15 protein-coding genes are annotated in these 15,021 nt (G+C 65.9%); 9 read left to right on the top strand and 6 right to left on the bottom strand.

Annotated elements, in window-relative coordinates:
- The first annotated feature begins 46 nt into the window (after nt 1-46).
- Complete coding sequence (locus H276_RS0105680; protein ID WP_019970339.1) at nt 47-520, top strand: hypothetical protein; 474 nt, start codon at nt 47-49, stop codon at nt 518-520.
- Between the two features lie 62 nt (nt 521-582).
- Here H276_RS0105680 and fbaA read toward each other — a convergent pair whose 3' ends face one another.
- Entirely contained in the window at nt 583-1,620 is a 1,038-nt protein-coding gene (fbaA, locus tag H276_RS0105675) for a class II fructose-bisphosphate aldolase (protein ID WP_019970338.1), read from the bottom strand.
- Nucleotides 1,621-1,755: 135 nt separating this feature from the next.
- On the opposite strand from fbaA, the gene H276_RS0105670 reads away from it, so the two are divergent.
- The gene (locus H276_RS0105670; RefSeq protein WP_196807854.1) at nt 1,756-2,403 is read left to right on the top strand and encodes a DedA family protein; all 648 of its coding nucleotides are present in this window, start codon (nt 1,756-1,758) and stop codon (nt 2,401-2,403) included.
- A 27-nt stretch (nt 2,404-2,430) separates the two neighbouring features.
- On the opposite strand, the gene H276_RS0105665 is transcribed toward H276_RS0105670, so the two are convergent.
- The 5 genes from H276_RS0105665 to clpB form a co-directional block, all read right to left on the bottom strand.
- Nucleotides 2,431-3,558, bottom strand: coding sequence for a glycoside hydrolase family 76 protein (locus H276_RS0105665; RefSeq protein WP_019970336.1), 1,128 nt, complete (start codon nt 3,556-3,558; stop codon nt 2,431-2,433).
- A gap of 15 nt (nt 3,559-3,573) precedes the next feature.
- Entirely contained in the window at nt 3,574-4,227 is a 654-nt protein-coding gene (locus H276_RS0105660) for an RNA methyltransferase (protein ID WP_019970335.1), read from the bottom strand.
- A gap of 88 nt (nt 4,228-4,315) precedes the next feature.
- Nucleotides 4,316-5,092, bottom strand: coding sequence for an SDR family oxidoreductase (locus H276_RS0105655; protein WP_019970334.1), 777 nt, complete (start codon nt 5,090-5,092; stop codon nt 4,316-4,318).
- Nucleotides 5,093-5,128: 36 nt separating this feature from the next.
- Entirely contained in the window at nt 5,129-5,986 is an 858-nt protein-coding gene (ttfA, locus tag H276_RS0105650; RefSeq protein WP_019970333.1) for a trehalose monomycolate transport factor TtfA, read from the bottom strand.
- 146 nt (nt 5,987-6,132) lie between these two features.
- Nucleotides 6,133-8,679, bottom strand: a complete 2,547-nt coding sequence (gene clpB / locus H276_RS0105645) for an ATP-dependent chaperone ClpB (RefSeq protein ID WP_019970332.1) — start codon at nt 8,677-8,679, stop codon at nt 6,133-6,135.
- 241 nt (nt 8,680-8,920) lie between these two features.
- On the opposite strand from clpB, the gene H276_RS0105640 reads away from it, so the two are divergent.
- The 7 genes from H276_RS0105640 (at nt 8,921) to H276_RS0105610 (ending at nt 14,986) form a co-directional block, all read left to right on the top strand.
- Nucleotides 8,921-9,544, top strand: a complete 624-nt coding sequence (locus H276_RS0105640) for an adenylate cyclase (RefSeq protein WP_019970331.1) — start codon at nt 8,921-8,923, stop codon at nt 9,542-9,544.
- Nucleotides 9,545-9,607: 63 nt separating this feature from the next.
- Nucleotides 9,608-10,276: a GAP family protein gene (locus tag H276_RS0105635; protein ID WP_019970330.1), complete on the top strand. Its 669-nt coding sequence runs from the start codon at nt 9,608-9,610 to the stop codon at nt 10,274-10,276.
- Between the two features lie 120 nt (nt 10,277-10,396).
- Entirely contained in the window at nt 10,397-11,920 is a 1,524-nt protein-coding gene (locus tag H276_RS23605; protein ID WP_019970329.1) for an EspA/EspE family type VII secretion system effector, read from the top strand.
- A 15-nt stretch (nt 11,921-11,935) separates the two neighbouring features.
- Entirely contained in the window at nt 11,936-12,247 is a 312-nt protein-coding gene (locus tag H276_RS0105625) for an ESX-1 secretion-associated protein (protein WP_019970328.1), read from the top strand.
- Between the two features lie 60 nt (nt 12,248-12,307).
- Complete coding sequence (locus H276_RS0105620) at nt 12,308-12,835, top strand: hypothetical protein (RefSeq protein ID WP_019970327.1); 528 nt, start codon at nt 12,308-12,310, stop codon at nt 12,833-12,835.
- A 38-nt stretch (nt 12,836-12,873) separates the two neighbouring features.
- Nucleotides 12,874-14,040, top strand: a complete 1,167-nt coding sequence (locus H276_RS0105615) for an FAD-binding oxidoreductase (protein ID WP_019970326.1) — start codon at nt 12,874-12,876, stop codon at nt 14,038-14,040.
- A 43-nt stretch (nt 14,041-14,083) separates the two neighbouring features.
- A complete protein-coding gene (locus H276_RS0105610) occupies nt 14,084-14,986 on the top strand; it encodes an aldose 1-epimerase (RefSeq protein WP_019970325.1) in 903 nt (300 codons plus the stop codon).
- Nucleotides 14,987-15,021 lie beyond the last annotated feature (35 nt).

Below are 15,021 nucleotides of genomic sequence, written 5' to 3'. Positions count from 1 at the left end.
CCGATAAGCTCCACCGGTAGCGACGTACGGGAGGACCGCAGCAGGGATGTCGAATCCATCGGAGCCGGACGACGTCGGTACGCCGGGGCGCACCGACGACCAGACCGAGCAAATGAGGGTGGACCCCGAATCCGAGCCCGCCACCGAGATCATCGGCTCGGCGACTGCCATGACAGAAGCCGCACAGCAGCACGAAGAACGGCGCTTCACCGCACCGTCAGGCTTCGACGGTTCGACGCAGACGATCGACACTCCGCCGGACCCCGAGACCGAGGTGTTCGCCCCACCGACCGCGAAAGCCGCGACGCCCCAGATGATTCCGCCGCGCGAAGGAGCACCCCAGCCGGCCGCAGGGCAAGCGCCGTCGCGGCGCAGTTGGGGCTGGGTGATCGCGGTGCTGCTGGTGATCGCCGCCCTGGTGGCCATCGCGATCCTGGGCACCGTGCTGCTCACCCGTAATTCCGCGTCATCACAGGAAGACGGCGTGCACACCACCACCGAGAACTTCGACGCCGCCTGATTGCCGGCTCAGCCGGCTCCTGCCCAATTGCCGGCTCAGCCGGCCCTTGCCTGATTGCCGGCTCAGCCGGCGGTCACACTGCGGCCCGCGCTGTGCAGGTCGTTACACGCGTCGATCACGCGCTCGGTCATGGAGGCCTCGGCCTTCTTGAGGTAGTTGCGCGGGTCGTAGGCCTTCTTGTTGCCGACCTCACCATCGACTTTGAGGACACCGTCGTAATTGGTGAACATGTGCGCGGCGATCGGGCGGGTAAAGGCGTATTGCGTATCGGTGTCGACGTTCATCTTGACCACGCCGTACTTCAGCGAATCCTCGATCTCGGACTTGAGCGACCCCGAGCCACCGTGAAAGACGAAGTCGAAAGGCTTCGAGCCGCTGGGCAACCCGAGCATTTCCGCGGCCACCCGCTGCCCCTCGGCCAGTACCTCGGGCTTGAGCACCACGTTGCCGGGCTTGTACACGCCGTGCACGTTGCCGAACGTCGCGGCCAGCAGGTACCTGCCCCGCTCACCGGCGCCGAGCGCATCGATGGTCTTTTCGAAATCCTCCTGGCTGGTGTAAAGCTTGTCGTTGATCTCGGCTTCGACGCCGTCCTCCTCGCCGCCGACCACGCCGATCTCCACCTCGAGGATGATCTTGGCGGCCGCCGCCAGCTTCAGCAGATCCTGCGCGATGGTCAGGTTCTCGTCGATCGGCACTGCCGAGCCGTCCCACATGTGCGACTGGAACAGCGGGTTGCGCCCGGCGCCCACCCGCTCGGTCGAGATCGCCAGCAGCGGCCGGACATAGGTGTCCAGTTTGTCCTTCGGACAGTGATCGGTGTGCAACGCGACGGTGATCGGATACTTGTCGGCGATCACGTGGGCGAATTCGGCCAGCGCAACCGCGCCGGTGACCATGTCCTTGATGCCGAGGCCCGAGGCGAACTCCGCGCCACCGGTGGAGAACTGGATGATGCCGTCGCTGCCCGCGTCCGCGAAACCCTTCATGGCCGCGTTGATGCTCTCCGACCCGACACAGTTGATCGCCGGGAACGCGAACGAGTGCTCCTTGGCCCGGCTCAGCATCTCGACGTAGACCTCGGGAGTGGCGATGGGCATGGCACGTCCTTTCCGGTCCCATGCTGTTGTTTACGGCGCGGGTTCTCGCAGGTGCGGGCCGGTGGCAGGGCACAGGTACCCTTGGGACTCGTGATCGACACCGCCATCCCAGAGGTTACGACCAATCTGGCGCTGATGCCGAGTTTTATGGATCCGGTCAACCTCATCGGATTCTTCGGCACGTGGGCGCTGGTGGGCATCCTGGTCGTGGTGTTCATCGAGTCGGGCGTGCTGTTCCCGGTCCTGCCCGGCGACTCACTGTTGTTCGTCGCCGGCATGCTCGCGGCGGGTACGGCGGCCCGCGGAACCGACGTCGACGCCAACTTCCAGCTGTGGCAGCTGCTGGTGTTCATCCCACTGGCAGCGATCCTCGGCGGCCAAGTCGGGTACTTCATCGGGCGCACCATCGGAACGTCGATGTTCAAGCCCAACGCCCGGGTACTCAAGCAGAAGTATCTGGACGAGGCACACGCCTTCTTCGAGCAGCGTGGGCCGTTTGCCATCGTGATCGCGCGCTTTGTGCCGATCGTGCGGACTCTGGCCCCGATCACCGCGGGCGCAGCCAAGATGCGCTATTCGGTGTTCACGACGTTCAACGTTCTGGGTGCGGTGGTGTGGGGCATCGGCCTCGTCCTGCTGGGCTACTGGTTGGGCCAGTTCCAGATCATCCAGAAGCTGCTGGAACCGATCTTCATCGTCATCGTGCTGGCCTCGGTCGCGCCGATGTTCTTCGAGTGGCTCAAGCGCCGGCGGGCGGCGCAGAACGCCACCGAGACCCCGTAGCCCGACACGTACGCGGACAGTGAGTCCCTACTCGTCCGCGTCGTCCGCCGCGTCCGCGTCGTCCGCCAAGGTGTACGCGGCCTCCATCAGCATCCAGCCCGACACCTGCACCGACATGTCCCGCTCGGGAATCGCGGAGGCGTTGACCGCACCTTCGACCAACTCGGCTTCCTGACCCGCAGCCGTCGGGACTTCGGCATTGCGGTCCCAAAACGGTCCGAACAACGGCAGACCGTCGACCGTCTGGCGGTAATCCCACGCCGATTCGGCGGATTTCAGCACCACTGACCGAGCGGTGTCGCGCGCAGCTGCATCCTCGGCGGTCTCCCCCGGCAACGTCGTCGCCACGAGCGCGAGGTAGCGCGCCAGGATGCCGTTGAACAACCCACCATCCCCGCCACCGGCACCTTTGATGACACCGTCCTCGGTCATCTCTTTGGCGACCGCCGCGACCAGCCGGCGCACGCGCTCGGCGTGCCGGGTGTCTTGGGTGCGCGCCGCGAGCTCGACTTCAAGTCCGAGTACGACGCCCTGGCAATAGGTGTACTGAGCCCGCACCAGCGAACCGGCCTTGATCCCGTCGAACACCAGATGGGTTTCCGGGTCGATCAGGGTGTCGTCGATCCAGTCCGCCATCTGTTGGGCTCGACGCAACCGATCGTCGTAGCGGGCCAGGAAGATGCCGGCCGGGCCGTTGGCCGGGGCATTGAAGAACTGGTCCTGCTTGCGCCACGGGATCCCGCCGCCGTCCTCGGGCACCCACGCATTGACGAACTGCGCACACAGCTTCTTCAGTGCACCCGGCGTCTCGACCCCGGCCAGCCGCGCTGCGCGTTCTAAAGCCAGTGCCAGCCAAGCCATGTCGTCGTAGTAGTCGTTGGTCCACCCGGTGTTGCGCAAATGGTGGGACCGGATCTGCCGCTCGATCCGCAGCTTGCGATCCGGCTGCGGATCGCGCACCTGCGCATCGACCAGGCAGTCCAGCAGATGGGCCTGCCACCAGTAATGCCAGGTACCGAAATGCCGGTACTTCGGCGTCGACGGCCAGGCCACCACGCCGAGTTGAGTACCCGGCAGGTACCAGAGTTTCGAGAGATGCCGTTGGATGATCGCAGCTTCGGCGCTGCCTGCACGGTTTGCCCATAGCTGATCCATGGTCCTGATCCTGCCCTACCAGGCCCTCGACATGTCGGCGTGGCGGGTGATCCACGCGTGCATCGCAATTCCGGCGGCTACCCCAGCATTGATGCTGCGGGTCGAACCGAATTGCGCGATCGACACCGTCAGCGCCGCGCCGGCCTGTGCCTCCGGCGTGATACCGGGCCCCTCCTGGCCGAAGACGAGCAAGCAATTGAGCGGCAGCTCAGTCTGTTCGAGCCGGGTGGCGCCGGGCACGTTGTCCACGGCGACGACGGTCAGCCCCGCCCCGGCGGCATAGGCCAGCAACTCCGCGGTGGTGTCGTGGTGATGTAACCGCTGATAACGGTCGGTGACCATGGCGCCGCGCCGGTTCCACCGCCGCCGGCCGACGATGTGGACGGTATCCACGGCGAACGCATTGGCCGTGCGCACCACCGCGCCGATGTTCGCGTCGTTGCCGAAGTTCTCGATCGCGATGTGCAGCGCGTGCCTACGGTTGTCGATGTCGGCGATGATGGCGTCACGAGTCCAATATCGGTAGGCGTCAACGACATTGCGGGTATCGCCGTCGCGCAGCAGTTCCGGGTCGTAGCGCGCGGCGTCCTCTCCGGAAGGCGCCGGGCCGGACCAGGGTCCAACCCCGGGTGTCTGCCCCCATTCGGTGGGGCCCAGTGGTTCAGTCATGTTTCGTCCGCAGCGCGGCGTGCGCACCGATGGGACCGACCGCCGGCACCGCCGCGATCAATGCCTGCACCGTGTCCCGAGGTGTGCTTCAGGTTCTGCCACGGCCGTTGCCTACCGCCTTTGTGATGACGCGCACCAAGTTTCGCGGAACCATTCGACTGCCCGCGGTGAGCGCCTTGTACAGCAGACCGGGCACGATGACGACCTTGCCCTTGGCCACGTCGGCCAGGCATTCGCGCACCACGTCCTCGACCTCCAGCCACATGAACGACGGCGTATTGGCCATGTCGATACCCGCCCTGGCATGGAACTCGGTACGGATGAAACCCGGGCACAGCGCGTGCACGCCCACCCCGGTTCCGGAAAGTCCGTTGGCCAGCCCTTCGCTGAAGGAGACCACCCACGCCTTGGACGCCGAATACGTCGACCCGCGGCCCGAGACCAGGCCGGCCACACTGGCCACGTTGATCACGGTCCCGCTGCCCGCCTTCACCATCGCCGGCAGGGCCGCATGCGTCAGCTGCATCACCGCGGTGACATTGACGTCCAATTGGGCCTGCAGCCGGGCGAATTCGCTGGTCCAGAACTCACCGGAGGTGGCGAATCCGGCGTTGTTGACCAATACCTGTACGCCGGCCCGGAGCCTGTCGGCGACCTTGGCGCGGTCGGCCGCCACTGCCAGGTCGGCGGGCAGCACCTCGACTTCGGCACCCACGTCGTCGTGGAGTTCGGCGGCCAGCTGTTCGAGGCGTGCGGTGTCGCGCGCAACGAGCACCAGGTCATAGCCGTCACGCGCATACCTGCGGGCGAATCCCGATCCGAGCCCCGAGGTAGGTCCGGTGATCAATGCAACGGGGCGGGGCATGTTCTAGAGACTAGCCAACCACCCGAGGTCAGTTTCTCAGCGCTGGTAGTGCGGTGCGTACCGCCCGCTGCGCGCGGGAGGCGGCGTCCTGCGAATCGCATCCGAACGGCTCGGTTCCGAACGCTGCTGCGTGTACTGGCTCACGTCGCCGTGTCCGGGCGGTGCGTCGGCCCGGCCCGGCGGCAGCTCACGCCGGCCGGCGGCGGTGGGCTGCAACGGGCGACTCGGCGCCCCGGCCCGGTGCACCAGTGCGGCCTGGCTGGCCGGGGCGGCGGAGCCATTCTGCGGAACGGGCGGAAGCACCCGCAGCAGGTCATTGAACTGCCGAACGGTGCGCAGCCCTTCGTCCCACTGGGCACGGGTGCTCGTGACCGGCATGCTCACCAACGTCCAGTGCTGCTCGTTCCACATGATCTCGGCACAGTCCGGAGCGGTGTGGGCGAACGTCACCATCCGACGGTCACAGGCACGACGGGCGGCATCGAGGTTGGTGGAATACACCATCCGCGGGCCGATCGCGCCGAGCAGCCAGATATCGCTCTCCCGGGGCTCCTTGATGCCTTTGAGTCGCAGGTCGACGACGACGTTGGTGCCGACCTTGCGGTGCAGCGCGATCACCGTGGCGACTTCGTCGATGTCGAAGATGAATACCGCCTCGCCACGAATCTGGCCGAGCACGACATTCTTGGCCGTGACGTCGCCGATGGTCGACATCACCCCGCGCTTCCAGCGCTTGAGGATCTCGTCGGACTCGTGCTCGTAGTCGAAGCCATGCGACTTCGCCCACGACTTGCGGCGTCGTCCCAACCCACGTCGACGGTCGATGTCGACGTACAGCAGCACCGCCGCACCCACCAAACAAAGTGCGGACAGCGTGAACCAGAGCGGGACCATCGGACATAGCCTACTTGTTGGTCGGCCGGTTGCTCGAACTCTGTGAGGTCACAACCCGATTACGTGCGGTTTCTTTCCGCGAGCAGACGCAGACTCGCACCCTTTCACAGCTGAAAGTGCGAGTCTGCGACTGCTCGGCGGAGAACTCAGCCCAGAACGAGACCCTCGCCGTCCTCGCTGACGTTCACCGGCACCACGTCGCCGTCGTGCACCTCGCCGGCCAGCAGCTTCTTGGCGAGCTGATCGCCGATGGCCTGCTGCACCAGCCGGCGCAGCGGCCGCGCACCGTAGAGCGGGTCGAAACCACGGTCACCCAGCCACTTCTTGGCAGCCAACGACACGTCGAGAGACAGCCGGCGCTGCGCCAGCCGCTTGTCGAGCTGCTGCAGCTGGATATCGACGATCGAGACCAATTCTTCGGGCTTGAGCGGGTCGAAGATCACCACGTCATCGAGCCGGTTGATGAACTCCGGTTTGAACGCCGCACGCACCGCCGCCATCACCTGCTCCGGAGTACCGCCGGAACCCAGGTTGGACGTCAGAATCAGGATCGTGTTGCGGAAGTCGACGGTGCGGCCCTGACCGTCGGTCAACCGGCCCTCGTCGAGCACCTGCAACAGCACGTCGAACACATCCGGGTGGGCCTTCTCGATCTCGTCGAACAGCACCACCGTGTACGGACGCCGACGCACCGCCTCGGTCAGCTGGCCGCCCTGGTCGTAACCGACGTAGCCGGGAGGCGCACCGACCAGCCGGGCCACCGAGTGCTTCTCGCCGTACTCGCTCATGTCGATGCGGACCATGGCCCGCTCGTCATCGAACAGGAATTCGGCCAGCGCCTTGGCCAGCTCGGTCTTACCCACACCGGTCGGGCCCAGGAACATGAACGAGCCCGTCGGCCGGTTGGGATCGGCCACTCCGGCGCGGCTGCGCCGCACCGCATCCGACACCGCGACCACCGCCTCGGCCTGTCCGATGACGCGTTTGCCCAGCTCCTGCTCCATGCGCAGTAGCTTGGCGGTCTCGCCTTCGAGCATCCGGCCGGCCGGAATGCCGGTCCACGCCTCGACCACCTCGGCGATGTCGTCGGGGCCGACCTCTTCCTTGAGCATGACGTTCTCGCGGGCTTCCGCGACGGGCAACGCGGCGTCGAGCTTCTTCTCGACCTCGGGGATGCGGCCGTAGCGCAGCTCGGCGGCCTTGGCCAGATCGCCGTCACGCTCGGCCCGGTCAGCCGCGCCGCGCAGCGTGTCCAGCTGTTCCTTGAGTTCGCGGACGACGTCGATGGCGCCCTTCTCGTTCTGCCAGCGGGTGGTCAGCTCGGACAACTTCTCCTTGTAGTCCGCCAGCTCAGAGCGCAGCTTTTCCAGGCGGTCCTTGGAGGCGTCGTCCTCCTCCTTGGACAGCGCCATCTCCTCGATCTCGAGACGACGGACCAGCCGCTCGACCTCGTCGATCTCGACGGGACGGGAGTCGATCTCCATGCGCAACCGCGACGCGGCCTCGTCGACCAGGTCGATGGCCTTGTCCGGCAGGAACCGGCTGGTGATGTAGCGATCCGAAAGGGTTGCCGCGGCAACCAAAGCGGAGTCGGTGATGCGCACACCGTGGTGCACCTCGTAACGGTCCTTGAGACCACGCAGGATGCCGACGGTGTCCTCCACCGACGGTTCACCGACCAGCACCTGCTGGAACCGGCGCTCCAGGGCCGCGTCCTTCTCGATGTACTTGCGGTACTCGTCGAGCGTGGTGGCGCCGACCAGCCGCAGCTCGCCGCGGGCCAGCATGGGCTTGATCATGTTGCCCGCGTCCATCGCGGATTCGCCGGTGGCACCGGCGCCGACGATGGTGTGCAGCTCGTCGATGAACGTGATGACCTGGCCGGCCGAGTTCTTGATGTCGTCGAGGACGGCCTTGAGCCGCTCCTCGAATTCACCGCGGTACTTGGCACCGGCCACCATGGATCCGAGGTCCAGGCTGATGACGGTCTTGTCCCTCAGGCTTTCCGGGACGTCGCCTTCGACGATGCGCTGGGCCAGGCCCTCAACGATCGCAGTCTTGCCGACGCCGGGCTCGCCGATGAGCACCGGGTTGTTCTTGGTGCGGCGGCTCAGTACCTGCACGACGCGGCGAATCTCGTTGTCGCGACCGATGACCGGGTCGAGCTTGCCTTCGCGGGCCCGCGCGGTCAGGTCGGTGGAGTACTTCTCCAGCGCCTGGTAGCTGCCCTCGGGGTCGGCGCTGGTGACCCGGGCGCTGCCGCGGACCTTGGTGAACGCCTCCCGCAGGGCTTGCGGCGACGCGCCGTTGTTGGTGAGCAGCTTGGCAACCTCGGAATCACCCGTGGCCAGACCGACCATCAGATGTTCGGTGGAGACGTATTCGTCGTCCATCTCGGTCGCGAGCTGCTGGGCCGTGGTGATCGCAGCGAGCGATTCGCGGCTCAGCTGCGGTTGCGAGCTCGCGCCACTGGCGCTGGGCAGCTGATCGAGCAGCCGTTGCGCTCCGGCGCGGATCGTCGCGGGATCGACACCGACGGCCTCCAGCAGGGGCGCGGCAATGCCATCGTTCTGGGTGAGCAGTGCCATCAATAAGTGGGCGGGCCGGATCTCCGGGTTGCCTGCGGAGCTGGCCGCCTGCAACGCTGAGGTCAGCGCCGCCTGAGTCTTGGTCGTCGGATTGAACGAGTCCACGACACCTCCCTTTTCGGTTAGAGAAAATGCTTGTCGTCTTGTCCAACGCAGTCAAGGTTGAGTCTGTTCCGCTCAAGTCTGAAAATTTTCCGGTCATCTCGCAGCGGGCACGATCCGCGAGGTGACCGGCGACTCCCATCTTGCCGGGCCGGCGCGGCCGGCGGGCGCCCAGACCTGGAACAGCCGCTGGTACACGGCGAGGATCCACGTCGTTTCGGCAATGCCAGGCTAACGTCTACCCATGTCCGAATACGGCTTCGGCGACTTCGAATATGAGCGAAAGTTCTTCGTCCGCGAATTGCCTGCAGTAGCCGCTTCGGACCCCACACCCGCCCTCATCGTGCAGGCATACGTGTTCGCCGCCGACGGCTACGCGGTCCGGATCCGGGTGCAGGGCCCCGCCCCCACCGAACTGGACACCACGCCCGGCGAGCTCGTGCAGGCTTTGGGCGACGAGGCGATCGGAACCATGACAGCCAAAGGCCCCGCCGTAGGGGGCACCCGCTACGAGGCCGAGCGCGATCTCGATCCGCTGGTCGCAGGGCAGATCGTGCGGCGGGCCGAGCATGTGGTCGCGAAGGTGCGGTATTCGGCCTGGCTGGGTGAAGACGGCTGGATCATCGACCGATTCCTCGGCGCGAACGCCCCTTTGGTGCTCTCCGAGGTGGAACGGGGCGGACCGGTGGTGGACCTCGCGATACCCGCGTTCTGCGTGACCGAAGTGTCCGAGGACGACCGGTTCCGCAACGAATACCTGGCGCACCAACCGTTCGGCGGCTGGGCCGACACATACCGACGCGAACTCGGCGTCTCGGGCCCGACATTCGTCGACACCCTGGGCCGCAACCAGTTCGAAGGCGCCTAAGGGTCACTCAGGCCATATCGTTGCCAGCGTCTCCGACAAATCCTGCGAACGGGAGAGCACACCATGTCCGAAAGCTGGGGATCGGTGCTCACCGAACTCATCCCGCTGGCACTCGTGGTGGCGCTGTCGCCACTGTCGATCATCCCGGCCGTGTTGGTACTGCACACACCCCGCCCACGGCCCACCGGACTGGCGTTCCTGGGTGGCTGGCTCGTCGGGCTCTTCGTGCTGACAGCAGTGTTCGTCGAAGTGTCGAGCCTGCTCGGCGGACTCGACCAGGCACCGAGATGGGCGTCGTGGCTGCGCATCGTGCTCGGCGTCGCCCTCATCGTGTTCGGCGTCTATCGCTGGCTCACGCGGGCCAAATCCGAACACAGCCCGGCCTGGCTGAACAGCATGAGCAAGCTGAGCCCAGCGCGCGCGGCCGCCACGGGTGCGGCACTGACGGCGATCAACCCCAAGGTGCTGTTCATCTGTGCCGCAGCGGGTTTGACGATCGGCAGCGCCGGACTCGGCCAACACCGGGCATGGCCCGCAGTCATCTACTATGCGGCGATCGCCGGCTCGACAGTGGCACTGCCCATCCTGGCGTACGCGATATCGGGCGATCGCCTGGATCCACTGCTGGCCCGCGTCAAGGACTGGATGGAGCGCCAGCATGCGGTGCTCATGGCGGGGATCCTCATCGTGATCGGACTTCTGGTGCTGTACAAGGGTATTCACGCGCTCTAGCGACAAGCCGACCCGACTGGGTTCGTTTCCGGTTAGCCCCTCAAGCCGTCGTGAATTTGGTGCGTCGAGGCCTACCGACGCGCTGTTAGCCTCATTTGCGACGAGAGGGGACGTTGCCATATGGCGCCGAGGTTTCCACACAATCCGGGCGGGCATCACCCGGGCCACCCCCGTCGGCACCACCCGGAATCCGGTGCCGCCGGCGGTCACCACGGCGGCGACATCGTCAGCAAGATCTCGGATGTCAAAGACATCACCGACACCGTCTCCGACATCGTCAGCGACGTAAAGGACATCTTCAGCGGAACATTCGGCGGACTGGCCGACGGCTTGGGCACCCTGATCGACATCGGCCGACAGTTCTTCGCCAACGCGCCGGAAACCCCGATCATCGACGCGGGCCTCAAGGTCATCAACGGCATGACCGAGATGTGCGGCGACGGCAGCCCCGACACGGGTGCGGGCTTCGCGAACGGCGCCGGCGAGTTCTCCGATGTCGGCGAGTCGCTCAGCTCGGCAGCTCCGGACGACAGCTGGGCGGGCGGCGGCGCGAGCGCCTACGCCGAGCAGAACGTCAAGCAGCAGAATCGGATGCAAAGCCTCGCCGAGACCGACAGCAGCATTGCGCAGGTCCTGGCGCAGGAAGCCGAACAGCTCGGTGTGACGGTGCAGCAACTCAACAGTGCCGCAACGACTCTCCAACTCGCCATCCTGCCCGCCTCGATCGCGATGGCCGACCCGCTCGGCGGCGAAGCGGTCTCGGTCGCCATTCAGATCGCCGCGGTGGCCGGCGGCATGGCGATCGCCACGCCGGCGATGGCCAACATGGTCAGCAACTCCATGCAGAACGCCCGGGCGATCCAACAGGCCGCCAATTCCTACCGCGACGTCGCGTCGAACGCGAGACTCGATGGCGCACAGTTCTTCTCGCCTTCCGCGGGTGGTAGTCAACCCCGACCACCGGAGCAGGATCCGCCGGCTGACGGCAAGCCCGAGCCCGATTCGCCACTCTTGACGACCAACCACACTCCGTCGGATACCAACGCGACTCCAAGCACCGGTGCCAGCACAACCTCGGGTGGCGGCGGGGGCAACCCCGGCGCAGGCGCAGGCAGTTCCCGATCCGGTGGCACCCCGGTCCACTCCGAATACGGCACCGTGACCCCGACCGGCATGTCGACGGGTTCAGCCGGCGGACTGCCGAGTGGACTGCCTGGCGGCGCGTCCGGCGTCGGGCAGGCCAGCGGACTGCTCAGCGGCCTGGGCGGCGCGCTGGGTTCGTTGATCAGCCAGGCTGCCCAGCAGGGTGCGCAAGCCGCGCAGAACGCGCAGAACCAGAAGGCCCAGGATCCCGATGCCACCGGCGAGGCCGAATCCAACGAAAAACACGGTGGGGACCCAGAAAAAGAAGACGACGCAAAAGAAGACGACGCCAACAAGGACCGTCAGCCGGAGTCCAAGCCTGAGGACGCTGAACTTGCAGGTGCACCGACGGGGCCGGGCACTGCGGGCGAACAAGCGCCGATTCACTTCGAGTTCGACATGGACCGCGAGCAAGTACCCGGGCCGGTCACCGTGACGTTGGATCCGGATCACCCGACTGCCGCACCCACCGTCTCCCATCCACCCACCCACCAGGTCTGACCAGAAGGGATACCCATGGGAAATTTGAACGTCACCACCGCACACCTACGCGAGTTGGCGAGTCGGCAGACAGAAGCAGCCGGCGCCATCGCCGAAGCTGCCGCCGCAACACAGGGCACCACAATGAACATGTGGAGCTCGCACGGCACGGTCTGCTCTGCCACGAACATGGCGGTGATGGCTGCCGACGGCGCCCGCCGCTCCGCGTGCGCCGCAGCTGCGAAGGTCTCGTCGACACTGTCGGAGATGCTCGATACGGCCGCCGCCCAATACGATCAGACCGACTCCACACAGGCCTCCGTGCTCGGCACCACGATATACACCTGATGGTGCGACAGCACTCACGCTGCGACACCGTCCCTTCCGGCGCATCCAGGGGGTTGAGCAATGGCTGACCACGACCGGTTCGACGACGGGCTGAGCGCGTTCGACTTCTCCGACCCCCAACCACTGGCCGACGACGTCGACATCGACGTCCTCTACACGGACACACCGGCCGCCACATCCCACGCCGAATACGACACGGAAAGCGACCTTGCCGCCTTCCACGAACCCGCTCAGGCGGCAGGCGACGAGGAACAAGAAACCATGTTCTCGCTGTTCGTCGTCACCAATCCGCCAGGTACGGTCAGTGTCACCGCGGCGATCAGCGGTCAGCTGCAACAGATTCAGCTTTCGTCCCGGGCCAGCCGGATGACCGAGTCCGAGCTCGGTCACGAGATCCTGCGGACCGCGGCGATCGCCCTCAAGAAGTCGCAGGCGGGCCTGAACTACTTCGTGTACAGCATGCTGGTCAAACAGGGCATGGACCACTCATCCGCCCGCAATTTCGTGGAATTCGGCATGTCCCTGCCGAGCATCCAACAGGCCAAAGAGGCCGAGGCCGATTTCGTCGCCCAATATCGGCGGCAGTGAGTTCAGCCCGCACATCGGCACGTTTAGAATGCGACCGCGTGGGCCTCGATGACCGTGATGCGTTGCAGGTACTCCGCGATGCCGTCGACCCCGAACACGGTTCCGACACCCTGATCCGTGATTTCTACACCCATTGGTTCGCCACCGACCTGACCGCACGGGACCTTTTCCCGCCGGACATGGCGCGGCAACGCAGGGTCTTCGCCCAGGCCGTGACCTGGCTGTTCTCCGAACTCATCGCCCAACGCGCCGAAGAGCCGGTGGCGTTCCTCGCCCAGTTGGGCCGCGATCACCGTAAATACGGTGTGACGCAACAGCATTACGATTCAATGCGGGACGCCCTGCTCACCACGATGCGCACGCATCTGGGTGCCGGCTTCACCGATCGGATCGCCGAGGCTGCACACGACGCGGTCGGGCTGTTCATCGGGGTGATGCGCGCGGCGGCCGATGCCGAGCAGTCCCCGGCCTACTGCGACGGCACCGTCATCGAGCACCTTCGCGTCACGCGCGACGTCTCGGTGATCCGCCTGCACCTCGACCAGCCACTGTTCTACCACCCCGGCCAGTACGTGACAGTCCGGGTACCGCAGTGGCCGCGGCGGTGGCGTTATCTCAGTCCCGCCATTCCCGCAGACCGGTCCGGCGCCATCGAGTTCCACGTCCGCTCGGTGACCGGTGGCATGGTGAGCACCGCGATCGTCGCCGAAACCCACCCCGGGGACCGGTGGCGGATATCCAGCCCACACGGCGCCATGCACATCGACCGGGCCGGCGAGGATGTGCTCATGGTCGCCGGCAGCACCGGACTGGCACCGCTGCGGACCCTCCTCATGGACATGACCCAGCACGGGGTGAACCCTCGCGTGCACCTGTTCTTCGGCGGGCGCTACCCGTGCGACCTCTATGACCTGAAGACGCTCTGGCAGATCGCATCGATGAACCCGTGGTTGTCGGTGACACCGGTCTCCGAGTACAGCACCGACCCGCCTTGGGCCACAGACTATCCCGATGTTCAGCCGCCTCGCGGCCTGCATGTCCGCCAGACCGGACGGCTTCCCGACGTGGTGACCCGCTACGGCAGCTGGAGTGACCGGCAGATCCTGATCTGCGGCGGTCCCGACATGGTGGAGGCGACGAAAGCCGCGTTGATCGCCCGCGGCGCGCCACCGGAACGCATCCAGCATGACCCGCTGACAGACTGACCGTATTCATGTGACCGCAACCGGCGCATGACAGACTGGCGCCATGGCCGACTTCCAGCCCGTCATCCTGCGCGACCCGTCGTCAGCTCTGACCGCCACGTACGTACCGGTCGCCGGCATGGTGTGCACATCGCTGGCCGATGACGGCGTCGAGTTTCTCGGGCAGCGACGCGGCTTGGAGGCCTACATCACCAGCGGCAAGACAATGGGCATCCCGATCCTCTACCCGTGGGCAAACCGGTTGAGCGCCAGCAAATATGCCATCAACGGCGCGGTCGTGACGCTCACACCCGGCGTGGCCGGGGTCCGCAGCGACCAACATGGTGTGCCCATCCATGGTGTACTGGCCGCCAACCCCGGTTGGTTGGTGATCGAACAGACCGACAACAAGCTGGTCGCGATCCTCGACTGGGGTGGTAAGCCGCGGCTGCTGACGACCTTCCCGTTCCCGCACATCCTGACGATGACGGTGACGCTGGCCGACCGCACGCTCACCGTGGCCACCACGGTGATGCCGTCGACGGCCGCGTCGGTGCCGCTGTGTTACGGCTATCACCCGTATCTCAAGCTCCCCGACGTGCCCCGTGCGGAGTGGCAACTGCAGACGCCGACCATGCGGCATCTGCCGGTGGACAACTGGGGCATCCCAACCGGCGACACCGAGGAATGGGTTGGCGGCACCGAGCCGCTCAAGGCCACCGAACTCGACCATGGGTTCGACCAGGTTGGCGATGGTTCGGTATTCGCGATCTCGGGGGGCGGACGGCGTGTCGAGGTGACGTTCGTGCGCGGCTATCCGGCCGCGCAGCTCTTCGCACCAAACAACGACGAAGTCATCGGGATCGAGCCGATGGCCGCGCCCACCGACGCACTATGCCGCGGCGACTACGCGATGGCCGTTCCGGGACAGCCGGAAACCAGTACGTTTTCGATCAAGGTCAGCTAAATGTCGAATGGCCGGTTATGACACGGTTTTTCGAA

Origin of the sequence: Mycobacterium sp. 141 (genome assembly GCF_000382405.1) — a bacterium.
Taxonomy (GTDB): domain Bacteria; phylum Actinomycetota; class Actinomycetes; order Mycobacteriales; family Mycobacteriaceae; genus Mycobacterium.
The sequence above is the reverse complement of the archived record's forward strand: the minus strand, read 5'-3'. Positions and strand labels throughout refer to the sequence as shown.